Genomic DNA, 22461 nt, shown 5'->3' with positions numbered 1-22461 from the left:
TCCTCATTCGGCGCCGCGAGCTGCCGCGCCGTAAAAAATTAACCGTGTTTCTTCTTCGCGAAAATGACGCGCGCCAGAATGTTCAGCAACAGTACGCAAAGGGTAATGATCAGCACGCCGGCCCAGGCCAGCTGCTGCCATTCCGCGAAGGGGCTCATCGCAAATTTAAAGATCGTCACCGGCAGGTTGGCGATCGGCTGCATCATGTCCGTACTCCAGAACTGGTTGGAGAGGGAAGTAAACAGCAGCGGCGCCGTTTCACCGGCAATACGCGCAACGGCCAGCAGGATACCGGTCATGATCCCGGAAACGGACGCCTTCAGCGTAATCGCGGAGATCATCTTCCATTTCGGCGTACCCAGCGCATAAGCCGCTTCACGCAGGCTGTCCGGCACCAGTTTCAACATATTCTCGGTGGTACGAATCACAATCGGCACCTGCAGCAGCGCCAGCGCAATCACGCCCGCCCAGCCGGAGAAGTGTTCCATTTGCGCCACCACCACGGTGTATACAAACAGACCCACGACGATAGAAGGTGCAGACAGCAGTATGTCGTTAATGAAGCGAATGACTTCCGCCAGGACGGATTTACGGCCGTATTCCGCCAGGTAGATACCCGCCATGATGCCCAGCGGCGTGCCGAAGACCGTCGCCCAGAGGATCAGCAAGCCGCTGCCCGCCAGGGCATTCGCCAGGCCACCGCCCGCCGTGTTGGGCGGCGGCGTCATTTCGGTGAACAGTGACAGGGACATCCCGTCAATCCCGCGAACGACCGTCGAGAAGAGGATCCAGACCAGCCAGAAGAGACCGAACGCCATCGTCGCCATAGAGAGCGTCAACGCAATACGGTTTTTCATGCGGCGTCTGGCCTGCATTTTGCGGCGGGATTCCGCCAGTTCAGCGGTAGCTTGCATTTCGAGAGTGGCCATTAGCGTGCTCCCTCATTTTTAGCGAGGCGCATAATCATCAGTTTGGAAATCGCCAGAACAATGAAGGTGATAACGAACAGAATCAGGCCCAGCTCCATCAGCGCCGCGACGTGCAGCCCTGATTCCGCTTCCGCAAATTCATTTGCCAGCGCCGAGGTAATGCTGTTACCCGGCATGTAGAGCGACGCGCTGTCGAGCTGGTAGGTGTTACCGATGATAAAGGTCACCGCCATGGTTTCACCCAGCGCACGCCCCAGGCCCAGCATCACGCCCCCTATCACCCCATTTTTGGTGAACGGAAGGACAATGCGCCAGATCACTTCCCAGGTGGTGCAGCCGATGCCGTAGGCCGACTCTTTCATCATCACCGGCGTTTGTTCGAAGACATCGCGCATAACCGCCGCAATGTACGGAATAATCATGATGGCAAGGATCACCCCAGCCGCCAGTATGCCAATACCAAAAGCCGGGCCAGAGAACAGGGCGCCCACAAACGGAATGGCAGAAAGCACATTTCCCACCGGCTCCTGGAAGTACGTGGCGAACAGCGGTGCAAAGATAAACAGGCCCCACATGCCGTAGACGATACTCGGAATGGCCGCCAGCAGCTCAATGGCGATACCCAGCGGGCGTCGCAGCCAGCCTGGCGCCAGCTCCGTCAGGAACAGGGCAATACCAAAGCTCACCGGAACCGCAATCAGCAGGGCGATGAACGAGGTCACCAGCGTACCGTAAATAGGCACCAGCGCACCGTAAACGTCGTTCGGCGCGTCCCACTCTTTGGTCCACAGGAAGGAGAAACCGAATTTCTGGATGCTCGGCCATGAGGAGAAAATCAGAGACACGATGATGCCGCCCAGCAGCAATAGCACAATCAGCGCAGCCAGTTTGACCAGCGCGCTGAAAATCATGTCACCTTTTTTACCCGGAGGGTTAAATGCAGGCTTGGTTGCAGCCATAAATTACTCTTCTTTATGAGACGTCTTACGAATATGCCCGGTGGCGCTGCGCTTACCGGGCCTACAGAATAAACCGTAGGGCGGGTAAGCGCAGCGCCACCCGCCATCTTCGTTAAATATATCCTGTTAGTACAGCGCTTTACCGCTGCTGTCTTTCACGTTGGTTTTCCATGCAGCACGAATCTGCTCAACCACGCTGTCTGGCAGGCTGGCGTAGTCCAGGTCGTTAGCCTGTTTGCCGCCGTTTTTGTATGCCCAGTCGAAGAACTTCAGCACTTCAGCGCCCTGCTCAGGTTTCTTCTGCTCTTTATGCACCAGAATGAAGGTGGTGGAGGTGATTGGCCATGCACCTTCGCCCTTCTGGTTAGTCAGATCCTGCGCGAAGGATTTGCTCCAGTCAGCGCCTTTGGCGGCGTTAGCAAAGTTCTCTTCGGTCGGGCTAACCGGTTTGCCGTCGGCAGAAACCAGTTTGGTGTAGGACAGGTTGTTCTGCTTCGCGTAGGCATACTCTACGTAGCCGATGGAGCCCGGCAGACGTTGAACGAACGCGGCGATACCGTCGTTACCTTTACCGCCCAGACCGGTAGGCCAGTTAACGGTAGAGCCGGAGCCGACTTTAGATTTCCACTCTTCGTTCACTTTTGCCAGATAGCTGGTGAACACGAAAGAGGTACCGGAACCATCCGCGCGGCGAACCACGGCGATGTTCTGAGAAGGCAGCTTCAGGCCTGGGTTGAGTTTAGCGATCGCTTCGTCATCCCATTTTTTGATTTTACCCAGGTAGATATCGCCCAGGGTTTTGCCGTCCAGCACCAGCTCGCCCGACTTCACGCCCGGCAGGTTGATGGCCAGAACCACGCCACCGATCACGGTAGGGAACTGGAACAGGCCTTCCTGAGCCAGTTTGTCATCAGACAGCGGGGCGTCAGATGCGCCGAAATCAACCGTGTTCGCGGTAATTTGTTTCACGCCACCGGAGGAGCCGATACCCTGATAGTTAACCTTATTACCGGTTTCTTTCTGGTAGGTATCCGCCCATTTGGCATACACCGGCGCAGGGAAGGTTGCACCAGCGCCAGTCAGGCTTGCTTCTGCAAATACAGAGAACGCGCTCAGAGATAAGGTCGCGGCGACAACAGTTGCGACAGTGGTACGCATAACTTTCATAATGTCTCCTGCAAGATTTTCGTAAATCATTGTTTAGTGGCTACGATGAGCAAAATAGGACAAACAGGTGACAGATAAATGTACGAATTATGACAGTTTTATGACAAACACAGAGAGAGGTGTAACCACCTGAAAAATATAGCGCTTAATTCATCGAGCATTCATTTTTTTGTCATTTATTTTTGCATTATGGCCGTTTTGTCCGGGAAATATGACAACGGCTGTCACAAACAGCCGTTGTGGGATTAATGGCCGATTTCAATCGTCAGGGTAGCCGTGGCGTTGAACGGACCGGGCGCGGGTCTGGATCCGGTTGCGCTAGCCGGAGCGCTTGAAAACGTGAGTGTTCCCAGCGTCTCGCCTTCAAGAGTCACGGGCATTTTCGTCGTTTCCGCCTCAAGTTCGCCGCCGTTCACATTAATTTCCCTGTTATGTTTATCGTAAATCTTAATACCCACGTCAGGATTATCGGTAGCCACCATCGTACCGTCGGCTGTCGCGGCAGAGGCCTGGAAGGTTGCCCCCAGCGTGTCGGTAAACATCATATTTGAACATTTGATATTGACCTGCCGGGTAATCTTGCGGGAAGACAGCGCCTGACCCCGGTTTGCTGAGAATTCAGATGCCAGAATAGACTTGAAATCAATCATTATCGCCTGGCCTTCATCTATTTCGCAGGTTTGCGGGACCGTGACCGATCCCTGCACAATCACATCCGAAATGATTTCATTCGAGACGGTACGGGGATCGATAGTGGCATAGATATTGGCCATGACCATCGACGGTATGGCGATCGTGCCGGTAAACTGTTTTTTGACATACAGATAAATAAAGCCCGATCCGCCGCTGTAAAACGTGGTTTGCGAACTGACGCCATTATGACACCGGTATGTTCCCCCAATGTCATTTGGCAGGTGATCGAAGGGAACGGTGGTGTAGCCAACGCCAAGGATGTAGATTTGCAAACCGATATCAAGATACTTATTGAGATAATAATAGGAGATATTGTTTCTGCTCGCGCTGGGCTGCAGGGCTGGATTAACCACGCTGGTGATGTAAGCATGATCGTAACTTTCATTTTTCCCCGTCAGGCAGTAACACGTTCCTTTAAACGAGGTCGTTGAGTTATTCATATCGATCATATGCTGCATACCAACAAGGTTATCAAGCGTCGTTAATTGTTCCGCGACAGTGAAATAGTTATGGTATTTGCCGTTGTCCGGCACGCAGTAACCGGTAGGCGCCGCCTGTAAAAAAAAGCAGCAAAAAAAGAGCGTAAAAAGCCAGAAGTGCGGTTTCATTCTTATCCTTTATCGACAAATGACGGGCAGTTGCACCAGTCCGGAATCAGGTTTCTGATGGATGTGATAATCAGCCAGACAGAGCTTGCCGCTGCTGAGCGTGAGTGAAAATTGCCCCGATTCAGGCATCCCGGCGAGATAGAGTTCACCTTTGTCACCGACAATCCCCGTTGCGCTTCCCACATCAAGCGCAGCGGTACCCACCGCGCCAAACGGCGCAGGCTTGCCGTTCGCAAGTGAAACGCTAAACAGCACCCGATAGCCGATGTGAGTAACAAACTCGGCTTTCACCACCGCGCCACGCGTAGGCACCAGGTTTTGCACGCTGCGTTCCAGCTCAACGTTGCCTGAAACAAAATCCTTATTCTGAAGCGCAATACGGTTCTCATCGTAGGGTGAAAGCTGCGTCTTCACGGTAAAGCCGCGCCAGTCGGTGGCGACGCCGCTGGCGTTATCTACCGATAACCCTGCCGCGCCTGGCGCTTTGATCAGCGCCACCGTTTCGCCCATCTCCTGCGAGAAGGTGATACCTTCGTCGTGGATCAATATGCCGCCGCTGATGCCGTAGTTCAGGTTTTGGCTTTCGTAGCTCCAGGCATAATTTGTCTTGAGCGATCCGTAGGACGCATCCCAGACCAGACCCGCATTTCCCGCCGAGGTGCCGCGGTTTTCATACACGGACTGCTGTATGTTCCAGCTCAGATTGTTATCGTCGAGCAGATTGCCGTTCAGCCCAATCTGGTGTGAAGGTGTGCCATGGTTACTATGTGCGTAGTTGTAGTTGGCGTAGCTGTTGGGTAACCAGTCCGAAAGCGGCAGAGACAGCGACAGCATAACGATATGCTCGCTTTCGTCTTCTTGCTGCCACTCTCCCATGCTGTCAGACACCGTATCGGTATAGTTCCACGACAGGTTCCACACAATTTGCTTCCAGCTGTTGCTGTAGCCTATCTGAACCAGGCGCTGCACATCGTCCGTACGCCAGAATTGCTCCCGGCTCAGCGTAAGATAGACATTACCGTATCCCTCGGAAAACGGTTGGGTCCAGGTGCCTTCTACCCGGCTGCGGCGGTTGCCCGTCTGCCAGAAGTTATCGCTATCGCCCGTGCGCGATGCCCATTCGCCCAGGGTGTAAAACCCTTCCGTTGAATAGCGATAGCCTACAATACGCAGGCTGGTATTGCTGACGTCGAACGTTTTTGAGTACAGAAAACGCCAGGATTGCCCCTGCTCGTCATCGTCCGTAAAGTGCGACCGGGCATGGGTAATATCCATCGAAATAGCGCCAATGTTGCCGAGATCTTTACCAATACCGGCGGCAAACGCGCTGTAATCGTCTGCCAGCTGCGTGCCACCATAAAGCGTCATACCCCATGCCATCCCGTGCAATACCTGCGCCTGCATCACCTCTGGCATAAACCGATCGTTATCACGACGCTGACCGATACTGATGTCCACATCCGTCTGCCCCTCACGACGCAAAATCGCCAGCGAAGCGTAAGGTTGAACAAAGTGCTGTTCGCTGCCGTCTTCCTCTTTAATGGTGACGTCCAGATCTCCGCCGCTTGAGGTGGTATTGAGATCGGTCAACGCAAACGGCCCCTGCGGCACCGCCGACTGATAAATCATGTAGCCGTTCTGACGGATGGTGATTACGGCGTTCGTTTTCGCCACGCCGCGCACCACCGGTGCAAAACCGTTCTGGCTATCGGGGAGCATGTCGCTGTCGGTATACAGACGCACGCCGCGTACCTGTGAACTGTCGAAGAGATCGCTCGCGGTCCACGTATCGCCCGCCATGGCCTGACTGCGCAGGCTGGCAATATCATGCTGTAAGTACGTACTCAGCGAACGAACGTTACCGCGGCTGTTGACCGCATTTAAGGCGCTATAGTTACGCAGCCGCCATCCCCCAATGTTCACGCCGCTGCGTAAATTCAGGTAGTAGAGATCGTCACTGTCATAGTCTGACTTCAGCGTCTGGGTCGTGGAGAAATCGTAGTTCAGCATCAAAGCGTCAATCCCCGGATCCCAGCGTGAAGGCGATATGGCGTCACGCGCCGTGGCGTCCAGATAGACCTGAGGGATAGACGCCTTCAGCGCGAGCTTTTCGCTGTCCAGCGACCATTTCGCGCCAGGCAGCACCGGGACCGGTTCACAACCTTCAGCGTTCACCGTATCCAGCTGTTTAATCGCGTTCACTTTCAGCCCAAACGTCGCCAGCGTGTTTTTGACATCCACAAAACAAGGTGCCAACGCACTCTCAGGATCGCGGCGGAAAAAACGCACCGCCCTGCGCTCAATGAACCGATCGTTAACATAGATATCAACCTGATATTCCCCTTCAGGCAGATTATCCGGACGATTGAACTGGCTAATGTCGACCTCAATGGGCCGATCTAGCTCCAGCAGACGCGCGTTAAATAGCGGCTGTGCGGCGCTGGCGAGAAGCGGATAGCTTCCTCCCAGCCACAGCAGGGATAAAACCAAATAGTGAGAACGTTTCAACGCAAGCAACCCCGCCGCGGTTAAAGAGGTTGCTGAATGGCGTCGCTAATCGCGCCGTAATCATTAATACTGTGCCAGGTGAGCGTTTTGCTCATGCCGGCAGGCAGCGCCAGCCGACGTGTCTCAAACGGCATAATCATCGCCAGGTCGAGCGGTTTGCCATCAATAGCCACGTCGATCACATTGACGTGGATGGCCGTTGGGTTGGTGACCACCAGCATGCTGCCCTGGCGTTGCCATTTTACTTTCAGCGCGGCTGTTTCAGGCGTTTCCTTGACACCCGCTGGACGCCAGAAGAGTTTAATGCGCGTTTTGATGGCAATTTCCAGCTTGCTGCTCTCTTCGGTTGTCGACGGCGGAATATTTTTAATGTTCAGCCAAAACACGGACTCCCTGTCAGACGGTAATTCGCCCTGAGTCTTAATGATACGCAGTACGCGCTCCTGGCCGGGCTCCAGGCGGGAGATGGGAGGGATAACCGTAAACGGCGGCTGGTGCTTATCCGCAGTGTTAAAAGGCTCAACCCACGACTGAAGAAGGTAAGGCAGTGCCGTATCTTTATTTAAGACAGAAATAGTCGTGTCTGCTTTATTTCCAGGGAAGATTACGCGGGTGCCACCAATAACTATTCCGGCACTTGACGTCCCGGTACCGAATGAGAAAAGAAGAGCAACAAATAAAATTATAAAACGCCTGCGCATATTATATCCTGTAACAGGCCTGGATAATTCCCGATGAAAGGGCGCAACAAACCCTGCCTCGCCAGGCCTGATTGTTTTTTTACAGAAAAAGACTGAAGGAATTAATTACTGTATGTAATCGTAAATTCCGAATCCGCATTGGCAGTGCCCGCCGTTACGGTTGCAGACGTGGCGATATAGCGAGCCATAAAGGGCAATGACGCCTTGCCAGATGAAATACTGGCAGGTGTTGACTGATTGTAGAGCTTAAGCTGGCTGTTATCGGCGCGGTTATAAATTGCAATCGCAACGCCACTCGCCCCGCCTGAGGACAGCTTCAGGTACCCGTCGCCGTCTTCGGTTCCGTCAAAACGGGCGCTGGCTTTTTTGTAAGTATCCGGGCAGTTCAGCAGATCGATCTGGAATGCCTGAACCGACGCCATTGACCCCACGCCGGTAAACGTAGATTTATTGACTTTGCCTAAATCAACGGTTTGGTTTTTAGTACCGGTAGACACCTCACAGGTACTATCGATAATTTCGCCCGTGAAATGGATAGTACCATTACCATTGGCCGCGTATGCCTGCGCACCAAAAAATAAAGAGGAGAGCACAATCATGCTCTTTAACGTATTTCCTTTCATTACAACACCATCCTGAATTATATATTGCAAAATACTATTTCCCTGATAAATACTTCAGGGCATACAAGCGAAGAGCATTAAACGCTTTAAAATAAAAAATAACAAGAAGAAATATTATTCTATTATTCTCGCCTGCTGAATATGGAATAACTCAGGGTAAAATGAGGCCTCAATATAATATTATATTTAAAAATAACAGGATTGATTCTACTCGGATTTATATATCTATATTATTTCCGAATTATATTTTCAGAGGAAATTTATATTTACCGATCAAAAAATAGCCCCACAATCATAGATTTATGGGGCTATTTCACTTCAATATATAAAATTATTCAACCGTGACCGATTTCGCCAGGTTACGCGGCTGGTCAACGTCGGTGCCTTTGATTAGCGCAACGTGATAGGCCAGAAGCTGCAGCGGAACGGTGTAGAAGATCGGCGCAATCACCTCTTCAACATGCGGCATCTCGATGATGTGCATGTTGTCGTTACTGACAAAACCGGCATCTTTGTCGGCGAAGACGTACAGGACACCGCCGCGGGCGCGTACTTCTTCGATATTAGATTTCAGTTTTTCCAGCAGTTCGTTGTTAGGCGCCACAACGATGACCGGCATATCCGCATCAATCAGCGCCAGAGGGCCGTGCTTCAGCTCGCCTGCGGCATAGGCTTCCGCGTGAATGTAGGAAATCTCTTTCAGCTTCAGCGCGCCTTCCAGCGCAATTGGATACTGATCGCCACGACCCAGGAACAGGGCGTGATGTTTGTCAGAGAAATCCTCCGCCAGTGCTTCAATGCGTTTGTCCTGAGACAGCATCTGCTCAATACGGCTCGGCAGCGCCTGCAGCCCGTGAACGATGTCGTGCTCAACGGAAGCATCTTCGCCCTTCAGGCGCGCCAGCTTCGCCACCAGCATTAGCAGAACCGTCAACTGAGTGGTAAACGCTTTGGTAGAGGCCACGCCAATTTCGGTGCCCGCTTTGGTCATCAGCGCCAGATCGGACTCGCGCACCAGTGAAGAACCTGGAACGTTACAGATGGCCAGCGAGCCCAGGTAACCCAGCTCTTTAGAAAGACGCAGCGCTGCCAGGGTATCTGCCGTTTCACCGGACTGAGACAAGGTGATCATCAGGCTGTTGCGACGCACAGCGGATTTGCGATAACGGAATTCAGACGCGATTTCCACATCGCACGGCACGCCCGCCAGGGATTCAAACCAGTAGCGAGAAACCATACCGGAGTTGTACGAGGTACCGCAGGCCACGATCTGAATATGCTCAACCTTGCCGAGCAGTTCGTTCGCGTTTGCGCCCAGCTCGCTCAGATCCACTTCACCGTGGCTGATGCGCCCGGTGAGGGTGTTTTTGATGGCGTTTGGCTGCTCGTAAATCTCTTTCTGCATGTAGTGACGATAAGCGCCTTTGTCACCCGCGTCGTACTGCAGGTTCGATTCGATCTCCTGACGTTTCACCTGCTCGCCTTTGGTATCGAATACGGTCACGCTGCGGCGAGTCACTTCCGCGATATCCCCCTCTTCAAGGAAGATAAAGCGACGGGTAACCGGCAGGAGCGCCAGCTGGTCAGACGCGATGAAGTTTTCGCCCATGCCCAGACCGATCACCATCGGGCTACCTGAACGCGCTGCCAGCAGCGTGGACGGATCGCGGGAATCCATGATCACCGTGCCGTACGCACCGCGCAGCTGAGGGATAGCGCGCAGCACCGCTTCACGCAGTGTACCGCCCTGCTTCAGCTCCCAGTGCACCAGGTGAGCAATCACTTCGGTGTCGGTTTCAGAGACGAAGGTGTAGCCGCGCGCATTCAGTTCTTCGCGCAGCGGTTCGTGGTTTTCAATAATGCCGTTATGCACCACCACGATGTGTTCAGACACATGCGGGTGCGCGTTACCTTCAGACGGTTCGCCGTGCGTCGCCCAGCGGGTGTGCGCAATACCGGTACCACCGTGCAGCGGATGTTCTTCCGCAGCCTGGGCCAGCATCTGCACTTTACCGAGGCGGCGCAGGCGGGTCATATGACCTTCTGCATCGACGACAGCCAGACCGGCAGAGTCGTAACCACGGTATTCCAGACGACGTAAACCTTCGAGAAGGATTTCAGCAATATCACGCTGCGCAACTGCGCCAACAATTCCACACATAGTTAGATTTCCTGATTATGGCGTTATGCCATGCGTTGTCGCTGACCTGTATTTGCCCTTTCCGGGCGCCCCGAGCCTTGTAGAGAGTGGGGTTATTTTTATGGGTACTGCTTGTGGGGGGAGGATTATATTATCCCCTCACCCCGGCCCTCTCCCCAAAGGGGCGAGGGAGAAAAACACCGCACCAAACGATCCCCTCTCCCCTTTGGGGAGAGGGTTAGGGTGAGGGGTAAATCCGTTACTTTTTCTTCACCGGGCGTTTCCAGCCCTGCTTGTGAACCTGCGGCACGCGGCTGAGCACCAGCTCATTATCGGCGACGTCTCGCGTCACCGTCGTTCCGGCAGCAATCGTTACGCCGTTACCCACGGTAACAGGGGCCACCAGCTGCGTGTCGGAGCCCACGAACACATCATCACCGATGATGGTTTTAAACTTATTCGCGCCGTCATAGTTACAGGTAATCGTCCCTGCACCTATATTCACGTTGTCGCCAATTTCCGCATCGCCCAGATAGGTCAGATGACCGGCTTTCGAGCCTTTACCCAGACGCGCTTTTTTCATTTCTACGAAGTTACCCACGTGAGCGCCTTCCAGCAGCTCAGCGCCAGGGCGCAGACGCGCAAACGGGCCGATGGTGCAGGCCGCATCCAGACGCGCATCTTCCACGACGCTGTACGGGCTGATTTCGCAGTCGTCACCGATGACGCTGTTTTTAATCACGCAGCCGGCGCCAATTTTGACGCGATCGCCTAGCGTGACGTGACCTTCGAGGATAACGTTAGTATCAATTTCAACATCACGCCCGTGAGATAACGAACCACGCAGATCGAAACGCGCCGGATCGCGCAGCATCACCCCTGCCAGCAGCAGTTTTTCAGCCTGTTCGGACTGATAAACGCGCTCCAGGCGGGAAAGCTGAAGGCGGTTATTTACCCCTTCAGTTTCGCTAATACGCGCCGGATGAACCGCCGCAATCTCGCGCCCTTCCCGGTACGCCATCGCAATGATGTCGGTGATGTAGTATTCACCCTGCGCGTTGTTGTTGTTGAGAGTCGACAGCCAGCGCTTCATATCCGCGCCGTTGGCAATCAGGATACCGGTGTTGATCTCCTGAATCTTGCGCTGTTCATCGCTGGCATCTTTATGTTCAACGATCCCCGTTACGTTGCCGTTTTCACGGGTGATGCGGCCATAACCGCTTGGATCGTCCAGCACGACGGTCAATAAACCGATGCCGCCCTGCGGTTTGGCTTCACGCAGGCGGGTGAGGGTCTCAACGGAGATCAGCGGGACATCGCCGTAGAGCATCAAAATGTCTTCGTCATCCGCAAAGAAGGGCGCTGCCTGCTGCATCGCATGACCCGTACCCAGCTGTTCGGCCTGAAGCACCCAGTTGAGTTTGTCATCGCTCAGCGTTTTTTTAAGCAGATCGCCGCCGTGGCCGTAGACCAGGTGAACCTGACCGGCACCCAGTTCATTCGCTGCATCAATGACATGCTGCACCATTGGCTTTCCTGCAAGCGTGTGGAGCACCTTCGGCAGATCGGAATACATGCGGGTTCCTTTGCCTGCGGCAAGGATCACCACGCTCATCGCACTGTTTGACATACGCATCCTGACGGTAGTTTGAGTGTGAAGTAAAAACGTTTGATGCTTAAAATTCTACATCTTTTTCATCATGAATTAAGGCCGAAAAAAAAAGCCAGCCTGGTATCCAGACTGGCTTTTGTGCTTTTCAAGCCGGTGTTACATCGCTTTTTTGGTCAACTCGATAACGCGCAGTTTCGCGATCGCTTTGGCCAGTTCCGCAGACGCCTGAGCGTAATCCACGTCACCATGAGAGCTGCTAATGTGCTCTTCAGCCTTACGCTTCGATTCCAGGGCTCGCGCTTCGTCGAGATCCTGGCCACGAATAGCGGTATCGGCCAGAACGGTCACACTGCCAGGCTGCACTTCAAGAATGCCGCCGGACAGATAGATAAACTCTTCGTGACCGAACTGTTTAACGATGCGGATCATACCAGGCTTAATGGCGGTGAGCAGCGGTGCGTGACCCGGGAAAATACCCAGTTCACCTTCACTACCCGTTACCTGGATTTTCTCGACCAGACCAGAGAACATTTGTTGCTCTGCGCTGACGACGTCCAGGTGGTAAGTCATTGCCATATCACCCTCCGATTAAGGCGTTAAAGTTTTTTGGCTTTTTCCACTGCTTCTTCGATGGAACCAACCATGTAGAACGCCTGCTCCGGCAGGTGATCGTATTCGCCTTCCATGATGCCTTTAAAGCCACGGATGGTGTCTTTCAGGGAAACGTATTTACCTGGAGAACCGGTGAATACTTCCGCAACGAAGAACGGCTGGGACAGGAAGCGCTGGATCTTACGCGCACGTGCTACCACCAGTTTGTCTTCTTCAGACAGCTCATCCATACCCAGGATGGCGATGATGTCTTTCAGTTCCTGGTAACGCTGCAGCAGGGACTGTACGCCACGCGCGGTGTCGTAGTGTTCCTGACCCACAACCAGTGGATCCAGCTGACGGCTGGTGGAGTCCAGCGGGTCAACGGCCGGGTAGATACCCAGAGACGCGATCTGACGGCTCAGTACCACGGTTGCATCTAAGTGCGCAAAGGTGGTGGCTGGAGATGGGTCAGTCAAGTCATCCGCAGGTACGTATACCGCCTGAACGGAGGTGATAGAACCGGTTTTGGTAGAGGTGATACGTTCCTGAAGAACACCCATCTCTTCCGCCAGCGTAGGCTGATAACCTACCGCTGAAGGCATACGACCCAGCAGTGCAGATACTTCCGTACCGGCCAGGGTGTAACGATAGATGTTATCAACGAACAGCAGAACGTCACGGCCTTCGTCACGGAATTTCTCAGCCATAGTCAGACCGGTCAGCGCAACGCGCAGACGGTTTCCTGGCGGCTCGTTCATCTGGCCGTAAACCAGGGATACTTTGTCCAGAACGTTGGAGTCGGTCATTTCGTGGTAGAAGTCGTTACCCTCACGAGTACGTTCACCTACGCCCGCAAACACAGAGTAACCGGAGTGCTCGATCGCGATGTTACGGATCAGCTCCATCATGTTTACGGTTTTACCTACACCCGCACCACCGAACAGACCGACTTTACCGCCCTTCGCGAACGGACACATCAGGTCGATAACTTTGATACCGGTTTCCAGCAGTTCCTGAGAGCTGGACAGCTCTTCGTAGGAAGGTGCCGCGCGGTGGATAGCCCAACGCTCTTCTTCACCGATGTCGCCTTTCATGTCGATTGGCTGACCCAATACGTTCATGATACGACCCAGTGTTGCTTTACCTACCGGGACTTCGATCGGGTGCTCAAGGTCTTTGACTTCCAGACCACGACGCAGACCGTCGGAAGAACCCATCGCGATGGTACGCACGATACCGCCGCCGAGCTGCTGCTGAACTTCCAGCACCAGGCTCTCGTTACCATTCTGTACCTCAAGCGCGTCGTACACGCGTGGTACGGCGTCCTGAGGGAACTCGACGTCCACCACGGCGCCGATTACCTGGACAATCTTTCCAGTAGCCATCTTGAATCCTCTACGTAATTCGTAAACCTGGTTAAACCGCGGCGGCCCCCGAGACGATCTCGGTGAGTTCCTGAGTAATGCTGGCCTGACGAGCTTTGTTGTAAACCAACTGCAGCTCTTTAATCAGGCTGCCGCCATTATCGGTCGCGGCTTTCATCGCCACCATTCGTGCGGCCTGCTCGCTGGCCAGGTTTTCTACAACGCCCTGATAAACCTGTGATTCAACGTAACGACGCAGCAGGGTATCCAGCAGCGGTTTCGGATCGGGTTCATACAGGTAATCCCAGGCTTTGTGCTTCAGCTCGTCATCTTCTGATGCCGGTAAAGGCAGCATCTGAGTGATCGTAGGCACCTGAGACATGGTGTTAATAAATTTGTTGCTGACAACGTACAGTCTGTCCAGACGGCCTTCATCATAGGCCTGCAACATCACTTTAACCGGGCCGATCAGTTCGGACAGGGAAGGGTTATCACCCATACCGGTCACCTGAGCGACAATGTTGCCACCAACGGAGTTAAAGAAAGAGACGCCTTTAGAGCCGATCATTGCGATATCGCACTGAACGCCTTTTTCAGACCATGCTTTCATATCCGCCAGCAGTTTTTTGAACAGGTTAATGTTCAAGCCGCCACACAGACCACGGTCGGTCGACACCACCAGGTAGCCCACGCGCTTAACGTCGCGTTCTTCCAGGTAAGGGTGCTTATATTCCAGATTACCGTTTGCAAGGTGACCAATCACTTTGCGCATGGTTTCTGCATAAGGACGGCTGGCCGCCATGCGATCCTGCGATTTACGCATTTTGGAAGCGGCGACCATCTCCATCGCTTTAGTGATCTTTTGCGTGTTCTGGACGCTTGCGATCTTACTACGTATCTCTTTTGCGCCGGCCATGAGCTTCTCCTCAATGCCAGGCGGCTTGTCCTGAGACAAGCCGCCGGACGATTACCAGGATTGGGTTGCTTTGAAGGAATCGAGGATAGCTTTCAGCTTGCCTTCGATTTCGTCGTTATAGCCACCGGTCTGGTTGATCTCTTGCATCAGCGGAGCGTGATCACGGTCAACGTAAGCCAGCAGAGCGGCTTCGAAGCTACCGATTTTCGCCAGTTCCACATCTTCGAGGTAACCGCGTTCAGCCGCGAACAGTACCAGGCCCTGCTGAGCAACAGACATAGGTGCGTACTGTTTCTGCTTCAGCAGCTCGGTCACTTTCTGACCGTGGCTCAGCTGTTTACGGGTTGCTTCGTCCAGATCGGATGCGAACTGAGAGAACGCAGCCAGTTCACGATACTGTGCCAGCGCGGTACGGATACCACCGGACAGTTTCTTGATGATCTTGGTCTGAGCAGCACCACCAACACGGGATACGGAGATACCCGGGTTAACCGCCGGACGAATACCGGAGTTAAACAGGTTGGTTTCCAGGAAGATCTGACCATCGGTAATGGAGATTACGTTGGTCGGAACGAACGCAGAAACGTCACCCGCCTGGGTTTCAATGATCGGCAGCGCGGTCAGTGAGCCCGTTTTACCCTTCACTTCACCTTTGGTGAAGTTCTCGACGTATTCCGCGTTAACGCGGGAAGCACGCTCCAGCAGACGAGAATGGAGGTAGAATACGTCGCCAGGGAATGCTTCACGTCCAGGTGGACGACGGAGCAGCAGGGAAACCTGACGATAAGCAACAGCCTGTTTAGACAGGTCATCGTATACGATCAGCGCATCTTCACCGCGGTCACGGAAGTATTCGCCCATTGCGCAACCCGCGTAAGGCGCCAGGTATTGCAGTGCAGCAGATTCAGAAGCGGTAGCCACAACAACGATGGTGTTAGCCAGCGCGCCGTGCTCTTCCAGTTTACGAACCACGTTGGAAATGGTGGACGCTTTCTGGCCGATGGCCACGTACACACATTTGATACCGGAGTCACGCTGGTTGATGATGGCGTCGATTGCCATCGCGGTTTTACCGGTCTGACGGTCACCGATGATCAGTTCACGCTGACCACGACCGATTGGGATCATGGCATCAACGGACTTATAACCTGTCTGAACAGGCTGATCTACGGACTGACGGTCGATAACGCCCGGTGCGATAACTTCGATTGGAGAGAAGCCATCGTGCTCAACCGGACCTTTACCGTCGATTGGTGCACCCAGGGTGTTAACAACGCGACCCAGCAGGCCACGGCCAACCGGCACTTCCAGAATACGGCCAGTACACTTAACCTTCATGCCTTCGGCGAGGTCAGCGTATGGACCCATCACAACTGCACCTACGGAGTCGCGCTCCAGGTTCAGTGCGATAGCGTAACGGTTACCCGGCAGGGAAATCATCTCACCCTGCATACAATCGGCCAGGCCGTGGATGCGGATAACACCGTCACTTACAGAAACAATAGTACCTTCGTTGTGAGCTTCACTCACAACATTGAACTGAGCAATGCGCTGCTTGATCAGTTCGCTGATTTCGGTGGAATTCAGTTGCATGCTCCAGTCCCCTTAAGACTGCAAGACGTCTGCAAGGCGCTCAAGACGGCCGCGTACGCTGCCATCAATGACCATATCACCCGAGCGGATGATTACGCCTGCCATTACAGACTTATCGATTTTGCAATTCAGCTTAACTTTGCGTGACAGACGTTTTTCCATCGCGGCGGTGATTTTCGCAAGCTGTTCGTCACTCAGTTCAGTTGCAGAAGTCACTTCAACTTCAGCGGTAGCTTCACTAAGGGCACGTAAGTGCTCAAACTGCTCGAGAACATCCGGGAGCACACGGAGACGACCATTTTCTGCCATCACCTTAATCAGGTTCTGGCCGTTGGCATCCAGTTGCTCTCCGCACACGGCGATAAACGACGCGGCGAGAGTTTCAGGTGCTAACGCACCGGAAAGCAACTCGGCCATTTGTTCGTTTTTCGTCACCTCAGCGGCAAACGCCAGCATATTCTGCCAGCGATCGACATTTTGGTGTTCGATAGCAAAGTCAAAAGCTGCTTTGGCGTAGGGGCGAGCTACCGTAACAAATTCAGACATCAGCCCCTCCCTCCTTACAGTTCAGCGACAAGTTTGTCCACGATGTCGCTGTTAGCAGCTTCATCCACGGAACGTTCGATGATCTTCTCGGCGCCAGCAACAGCCAGAATCGCAACCTGCTTACGCAGTTCTTCACGAGCACGTTTACGCTCAGCTTCAATTTCAGCCTGAGCCTGTGTCACGATCTTAGTACGTTCCTGTTCTGCTTCAGCTTTGGCTTCGTCCAGGATCTGCGAACGGCGTTTGTTAGCCTGTTCGATGATAACCTGAGCTTCCGCTTTCGCTTTTTTCAGCTGGTCTGTCGCGTTGGCCTGTGCAAGGTCCAAATCTTTCTTAGCGCGTTCTGCAGAAGCCAGACCGTCAGCAATTTCTTTCTGACGTTTTTCGATGGCAGCCATTAAAGGCGGCCATACATACTTCATGCAGAACCAGACAAAGAGAATAAACGCGATGGCCTGGCCGAGGATTGTTGCGTTCATGTTCACAGCACAATACCTCTTTAATATCTGTGGCTTAGGGTTTTAAAACTACTACTACGCGACAGCAAACATCACGTACAGACCCAGACCTACAGCGATCATTGGGATAGCATCCACCAGACCCATAACGATAAAGAACTGAGTACGCAGCAGAGGAATCAGATCAGGTTGACGCGCTGCGCCTTCCAGGAATTTGCCCCCGAGGATGCCGATACCGATCGCAGCACCGATAGCCGCCAGACCCATCATCACAGCGGCAGCCATGTACAGCAGATCCATATTCAGGTTTTCCATGACAGTCTCCAGTTTGTTTCAATTAAAACGTAGTAGTGTTGGTAAAAAATCAGTGCTCTTCAGACGCCATCGACAGATAGACGATCGTCAGAACCATGAAGATAAAGGCTTGCAGCGTAATGATCAGGATGTGGAAAATGGCCCACGGCACATTCAGAACCCACTGTGACCACCACGGCAGAAGACCCGCGATCAGAATGAAAATCAGCTCACCCGCATACATGTTGCCGAACAGTCGCAGACCCAGTGAAACAGGTTTGGACAGCAGGCTAACGCCTTCCAGGATCAGGTTGACCGGAATAAACGCCCAGTGGTTGAACGGCTGCAAGGTAAGCTCTTTCACAAAGCCGCTTACGCCTTTCATTTTGATGCTGTAGAAAAGAATCAGGATAAACACGCCCAGCGCCATCGACAGGGTGATGTTCACGTCCGCAGACGGTACCACACGCAGCGCAGGCAGGCCGAAGATGTGCTCGCCGATAAACGGCAGCAGATCGATTGGCAGCAGGTCCATCAGGTTCATCAGGAAGACCCAAACGAACACGGTCAGGGCCAGCGGAGCAATCAGCTTGCTCTTACCATGGTACATGTCTTTCACGCTGCCATGGACGAAGCCGATGATCATCTCAACGAACGTCTGGAATTTCCCTGGAACACCGCTGGTCGCTCGTTTAGCAACACCGCGGAACATGGCCAGGAACAGAAGACCCAAAACCACCGAGAAGAACATGGAGTCGATGTTGATCGTCCAGAAGGTGGCCGGGGGGTTATGTGGATCCACCAGCGAGAATGTACGCAGGTCCAGCTGAAGGTTATTCAGATGGTGACCTATGTAATCCTGCGGCGTCATATTTTCTGAAGCCATGATGCCTTTTACCCTTTGTTATTGATTACAGCTGGAGCCAGAACTTGTACCACCAGCACCAAAACCCACGTTGCTATCAGCGGCATGAAGACCACTTTCAAAACCGCCAGCGCCATCACCAGTAGAGCAAAGGTCAGCAACACCTTACACACTTCGCCGAGGGCGAAGGACCAGGCCACGCGGCCTTTGGCGGGTGTATGCGCCTGATGACGCCAGGCAAAAATCATAAACAACACGTTTGGCAGCACAACCGCCAAACCCCCGCACACGGCGGAGATGCCCCAGAAGGGGTCTTTGAGGCTAAACAGCAGTCCACTTGCTATCACAGCCAGAAACTGAATGAACAGAAGCTTACGAGCAACGTTTCTACTCAAGAGCGACACAGACATCACGTTTTTACTCCTGCTCCCTTCGAGGTATGCCGCGTGTCGTATAAAACGTCCTTTAAGGCTCAGAGTCAAGCATCAAAAAGCGGTCAAATTATACGGTGCGCACCCGTGATTTCAAACATTAAGTAGCGAAAAGGTGAATAAATGTTTAAATATTTTTCCCCACCGCTATTTTTTAACTTTCGCTTAAAGCGCCAACCTTCGACCAAAACTGCAAACAGCGCGAAAACGTTGGTGATAAAGCGTGCACGAGATCACAAAACACACATTTACGATAAGGTTGTATTTATCAAAGGCTCAAATCGCAGAAATTTATCTTTATGAAATTAAACGCAAAACGTCTTAACTTTTTTCAAAACAGCCCAGTACACAATAAAAACCTTTTATTGACATTCTTAATAAACAATTAACATTACGTTCTGGTTACTGCCTTCCACTTTTAGCAGACTTATATTTTCAGAGATGACTATCTTTCTGGTGAATAACACATGCCAAGTTAACCGGAAGAAAAACCTTAGTGAAGCAGAGGTTAAAAGCTCACCGGTAAATCCCCGGAAGTTGTGCTGTTTTTTAACATGATAAGAACAGCACGAATTCCACATTTTTTATTAATTTTTTAAAAATTGTTTGGCTTAATTATCACCAGATGACGTTCACCTTCGAGCTGAGGGATCTGTAATTTCTCAATTGACTCGACGGCAAAACCGTCCGGAAGCTGTTCAATTTCATCGCCTGGCAACTGCCCTTTCAGCGCATAAAAGCGGCCATCTTTCGCAGGTAAGTGCTTGCACCAGCTCACCATATCGTTGAGCGACGCAAATGCGCGGCTGATAACCCCGTCGAACGGCGGCTCTGCCGGGAATTCCTCTACCCTACTCTGCACGGGCGTGATGTTCTCAAGCTTCAGCTCATGCTGGACCTGACGTAAAAAGCGCACGCGCTTGCCAAGGCTGTCGAGCAGCGTGAAATGGCTCTCAGGGCGAACAATCGACAGCGGAACGCCCGGCAGACCAGGGCCCGTCCCCACGTCGATAAAACGTTCGCCTTTTAGATATGGCGCCACCACGATGCTGTCGAGAATATGGCGAACGAGCATCTCGTTGGGGTCGCGTACCGACGTCAGGTTGTACGCTTTGTTCCATTTGTTCAGCATGTCGACATAGGCCACCAGCTGATTTTTCTGGTGATCGGTGAGCGAAATACCTGCCTGATCCAGCAGACGAGAGAGTTTGTTGAGCACGGTGAATACCTGTTTAGAGATTTTTCGCCCGGTGGCGCTGCCGCTTACCGGGCCTACGAATAAGTAGGGCGGGTAAGCGAAGCGCCACCCGCCAAAAGCAATGTCAATTACGCGCTGCGGCGCAGCATGCCCTGCTTTTTCAGCCAGACCAGCAGGATCGAAATCGCCGCAGGGGTAACGCCCGAGATGCGGGACGCCTGGCCAATCGACACCGGTTTGTGATCGTTGAGCTTGGCGATGACTTCGTTGGAAAGGCCCGTGACCTGACGGTAGTCCAGCATTTCCGGCAGCAGCGTGTTTTCGTTGCGCTGCTGTTTTTCGATCTCATCCTGCTGACGTGCGATGTAACCTTCGTACTTGACCTGGATCTCAACCTGCTCGGCTGCTTCAGCGTCTTCCAGACCCGGCGCGAACGCGGTCAGTTTGACCAGGTTCTCATAGGTGACTTCAGGACGGCGCAGCAGATCTTCCCCACTGGCTTCACGCGACAGCGGCGCTGTTAAGTGAGCGTTTACTTCTGCTGCGGTTTCCGCCTGCGGATTCACCCAGGTGGTTTTCAGACGCTGACGTTCCTGTTCAATGCGTTCCAGCTTCTCGTTGAAGCGCGCCCAGCGCTCGTCATCGACCAGACCCAGCTCGCGGCCCATTTCGGTCAGACGCAGGTCGGCGTTGTCTTCACGCAGCATCAGGCGATATTCCGCGCGAGAAGTAAACATACGGTACGGTTCTTTGGTACCCAGCGTGCAGAGATCGTCAACCAGCACGCCCAGATACGCCTGAGAACGCGCCGGTGCCCAGCCCTCTTTCTCAGCAGAGAAGCGTGCGGCGTTCAGACCGGCCAGCAGACCCTGCGCGGCCGCTTCTTCATAACCGGTAGTACCGTTAATCTGCCCCGCGAAGAACAGACCGTGGATGAATTTGCTCTCCAGGGTTGGCTTCAGGTCACGCGGATCGAAGAAATCGTACTCAATAGCGTAGCCAGGACGGACGATTTTCGCATTTTCCATCCCCTGCATAGAGCGAACAATTTGCATCTGCACGTCGAACGGCAGGCTGGTGGAGATGCCGTTCGGGTAAATTTCGTTTGAGGTCAGCCCTTCCGGCTCCAGGAAGATCTGGTGCTGGTTACGATCGGCAAAGCGCATCACTTTGTCTTCGATCGATGGGCAGTAGCGCGGACCGATCCCTTCGATCACGCCAGCATACATGGGGCTGCGATCGAGATTATTGCGGATCACGTCATGGGTTTTCTCGTTGGTATGCGTGATGTAGCACGGCACCTGCTGCGGATGCTGTGCCGCATTGCCCATAAACGAGAAGACCGGCATTGGGTTATCGCCGTGCTGTTGCGCCAGCACGCTGAAATCAATGGTGCGTGCGTCAATACGCGGCGGCGTACCGGTTTTCAGGCGGCTGACGCGCAGCGGCAGTTCACGCAGACGACGAGACAGTGGAATAGACGGCGGATCGCCAGCACGGCCACCGCTGTAGTTATCCAGACCGATATGAATTTTACCGTCCAGGAATGTCCCTACGGTCAGCACCACGGCTTTCGCGCGGAACTTGAGCCCCATCTGGGTCACGGCACCCACGACGCGATCGTTCTCAACGATAAGATCTTCAACCGCCTGCTGGAAGATCATCAGGTTCGGCTGATTCTCCAGGGCGGTGCGCACCGCCTGACGGTAAAGCACGCGGTCTGCCTGCGCGCGGGTCGCACGCACGGCGGGACCCTTACTTGCGTTTAGTATCCTAAACTGGATGCCGGCCCGATCGATCGCTTTCGCCATCAGGCCGCCAAGTGCATCCACTTCTTTTACCAGGTGTCCTTTCCCAATGCCGCCAATCGCCGGATTACAGGACATTTGTCCCAGCGTGTCGATATTGTGTGTCAAAAGCAGGGTCTGCTGACCCATACGCGCTGCGGCCATTGCGGCCTCAGTGCCTGCGTGACCCCCGCCAATGATGATGACGTCAAAAGGATCCTGATAAAACATGGTGGTCTGCCTCGCGTAAAGCGGTATGAAAATGAATTGAAGCCCGGGCCGTGGATTCTACTCAACTTTAGTCTTTCGAGAAAGCATTGGGATCCTGGGCTATTAAAAAGAAGATCTTTTTATTTAGAGATCTGTTCTATTGTGATCTCTTATTAGGATCGCGAACCTGTGTGGATAAGTCCGATCTCATAAAGAAGATCATGGGGTTAGAGAGGATCGTTTGCTGTGAATGATCGGTGATCCT

20 protein-coding genes are annotated in these 22461 nt (G+C 53.3%); all 20 read right to left on the bottom strand.

Going from position 1 to position 22461, the window contains the following annotated elements; genetic code table 11:
• Positions 1 to 38: 38 nt before the first annotated feature.
• Positions 39 to 929, bottom strand: coding sequence for a phosphate ABC transporter permease PstA (gene pstA / locus FY206_RS24580; RefSeq protein ID WP_032644259.1), 891 nt, complete (start codon positions 927 to 929; stop codon positions 39 to 41).
• Positions 929 to 1888 carry a phosphate ABC transporter permease PstC gene (gene pstC, locus FY206_RS24575; RefSeq protein ID WP_032644260.1) on the bottom strand — a complete coding sequence of 320 codons (960 nt, stop codon included), beginning with the start codon at positions 1886 to 1888 and terminating at the stop codon, positions 929 to 931. Before pstC ends, pstA begins: the two co-directional genes overlap by 1 nt.
• Positions 1889 to 2014: 126 nt before the next feature.
• Positions 2015 to 3055, bottom strand: a complete 1041-nt coding sequence (pstS, locus tag FY206_RS24570; RefSeq protein WP_014833830.1) for a phosphate ABC transporter substrate-binding protein PstS — start codon at positions 3053 to 3055, stop codon at positions 2015 to 2017.
• A gap of 245 nt (positions 3056 to 3300) precedes the next feature.
• Positions 3301 to 4281, bottom strand: coding sequence for a fimbrial protein (locus FY206_RS24565; RefSeq protein ID WP_229267852.1), 981 nt, complete (start codon positions 4279 to 4281; stop codon positions 3301 to 3303).
• 84 nt (positions 4282 to 4365) lie between these two features.
• A complete protein-coding gene (locus FY206_RS24560; protein WP_374206934.1) occupies positions 4366 to 6846 on the bottom strand; it encodes a fimbria/pilus outer membrane usher protein in 2481 nt (826 codons plus the stop codon).
• A gap of 38 nt (positions 6847 to 6884) precedes the next feature.
• Positions 6885 to 7565 carry a fimbria/pilus periplasmic chaperone gene (locus tag FY206_RS24555; protein WP_032644265.1) on the bottom strand — a complete coding sequence of 227 codons (681 nt, stop codon included), beginning with the start codon at positions 7563 to 7565 and terminating at the stop codon, positions 6885 to 6887.
• 101 nt (positions 7566 to 7666) lie between these two features.
• Positions 7667 to 8188, bottom strand: a complete 522-nt coding sequence (locus FY206_RS24550) for a fimbrial protein (RefSeq protein WP_032644267.1) — start codon at positions 8186 to 8188, stop codon at positions 7667 to 7669.
• A 331-nt stretch (positions 8189 to 8519) separates the two neighbouring features.
• The gene (glmS, locus tag FY206_RS24545) at positions 8520 to 10349 is read right to left on the bottom strand and encodes a glutamine--fructose-6-phosphate transaminase (isomerizing) (protein WP_032644268.1); all 1830 of its coding nucleotides are present in this window, start codon (positions 10347 to 10349) and stop codon (positions 8520 to 8522) included.
• Between the two features lie 238 nt (positions 10350 to 10587).
• The gene (gene glmU / locus FY206_RS24540; RefSeq protein WP_032644270.1) at positions 10588 to 11958 is read right to left on the bottom strand and encodes a bifunctional UDP-N-acetylglucosamine diphosphorylase/glucosamine-1-phosphate N-acetyltransferase GlmU; all 1371 of its coding nucleotides are present in this window, start codon (positions 11956 to 11958) and stop codon (positions 10588 to 10590) included.
• 138 nt (positions 11959 to 12096) lie between these two features.
• Positions 12097 to 12516, bottom strand: coding sequence for a F0F1 ATP synthase subunit epsilon (locus FY206_RS24535; protein WP_006177560.1), 420 nt, complete (start codon positions 12514 to 12516; stop codon positions 12097 to 12099).
• 20 nt (positions 12517 to 12536) lie between these two features.
• Positions 12537 to 13919 carry a F0F1 ATP synthase subunit beta gene (atpD, locus tag FY206_RS24530; protein WP_003862362.1) on the bottom strand — a complete coding sequence of 461 codons (1383 nt, stop codon included), beginning with the start codon at positions 13917 to 13919 and terminating at the stop codon, positions 12537 to 12539.
• 31 nt (positions 13920 to 13950) lie between these two features.
• Complete coding sequence (gene atpG / locus FY206_RS24525; RefSeq protein WP_032644272.1) at positions 13951 to 14814, bottom strand: F0F1 ATP synthase subunit gamma; 864 nt, start codon at positions 14812 to 14814, stop codon at positions 13951 to 13953.
• Positions 14815 to 14865: 51 nt separating this feature from the next.
• Positions 14866 to 16407, bottom strand: a complete 1542-nt coding sequence (gene atpA / locus FY206_RS24520; RefSeq protein ID WP_028017764.1) for a F0F1 ATP synthase subunit alpha — start codon at positions 16405 to 16407, stop codon at positions 14866 to 14868.
• A gap of 12 nt (positions 16408 to 16419) precedes the next feature.
• The gene (atpH, locus tag FY206_RS24515; protein WP_008500192.1) at positions 16420 to 16953 is read right to left on the bottom strand and encodes a F0F1 ATP synthase subunit delta; all 534 of its coding nucleotides are present in this window, start codon (positions 16951 to 16953) and stop codon (positions 16420 to 16422) included.
• A gap of 14 nt (positions 16954 to 16967) precedes the next feature.
• Entirely contained in the window at positions 16968 to 17438 is a 471-nt protein-coding gene (gene atpF / locus FY206_RS24510; RefSeq protein WP_003862370.1) for a F0F1 ATP synthase subunit B, read from the bottom strand.
• Positions 17439 to 17486: 48 nt separating this feature from the next.
• The gene (gene atpE, locus FY206_RS24505; protein ID WP_000429386.1) at positions 17487 to 17726 is read right to left on the bottom strand and encodes a F0F1 ATP synthase subunit C; all 240 of its coding nucleotides are present in this window, start codon (positions 17724 to 17726) and stop codon (positions 17487 to 17489) included.
• A 49-nt stretch (positions 17727 to 17775) separates the two neighbouring features.
• The gene (atpB, locus tag FY206_RS24500) at positions 17776 to 18591 is read right to left on the bottom strand and encodes a F0F1 ATP synthase subunit A (protein WP_032644273.1); all 816 of its coding nucleotides are present in this window, start codon (positions 18589 to 18591) and stop codon (positions 17776 to 17778) included.
• Between the two features lie 8 nt (positions 18592 to 18599).
• Entirely contained in the window at positions 18600 to 18980 is a 381-nt protein-coding gene (gene atpI / locus FY206_RS24495) for a F0F1 ATP synthase subunit I (RefSeq protein WP_008500194.1), read from the bottom strand.
• Positions 18981 to 19596: 616 nt separating this feature from the next.
• Positions 19597 to 20220 carry a 16S rRNA (guanine(527)-N(7))-methyltransferase RsmG gene (gene rsmG, locus FY206_RS24490; RefSeq protein WP_032644274.1) on the bottom strand — a complete coding sequence of 208 codons (624 nt, stop codon included), beginning with the start codon at positions 20218 to 20220 and terminating at the stop codon, positions 19597 to 19599.
• 107 nt (positions 20221 to 20327) lie between these two features.
• Positions 20328 to 22217 carry a tRNA uridine-5-carboxymethylaminomethyl(34) synthesis enzyme MnmG gene (gene mnmG, locus FY206_RS24485; RefSeq protein ID WP_032644275.1) on the bottom strand — a complete coding sequence of 630 codons (1890 nt, stop codon included), beginning with the start codon at positions 22215 to 22217 and terminating at the stop codon, positions 20328 to 20330.
• Positions 22218 to 22461: the final 244 nt, after the last annotated feature.

The organism is Enterobacter chengduensis (genome assembly GCF_001984825.2).
Classification (GTDB): domain Bacteria; phylum Pseudomonadota; class Gammaproteobacteria; order Enterobacterales; family Enterobacteriaceae; genus Enterobacter; species Enterobacter chengduensis.
The sequence above is the reverse complement of the archived record's forward strand: the minus strand, read 5'-3'. Positions and strand labels throughout refer to the sequence as shown.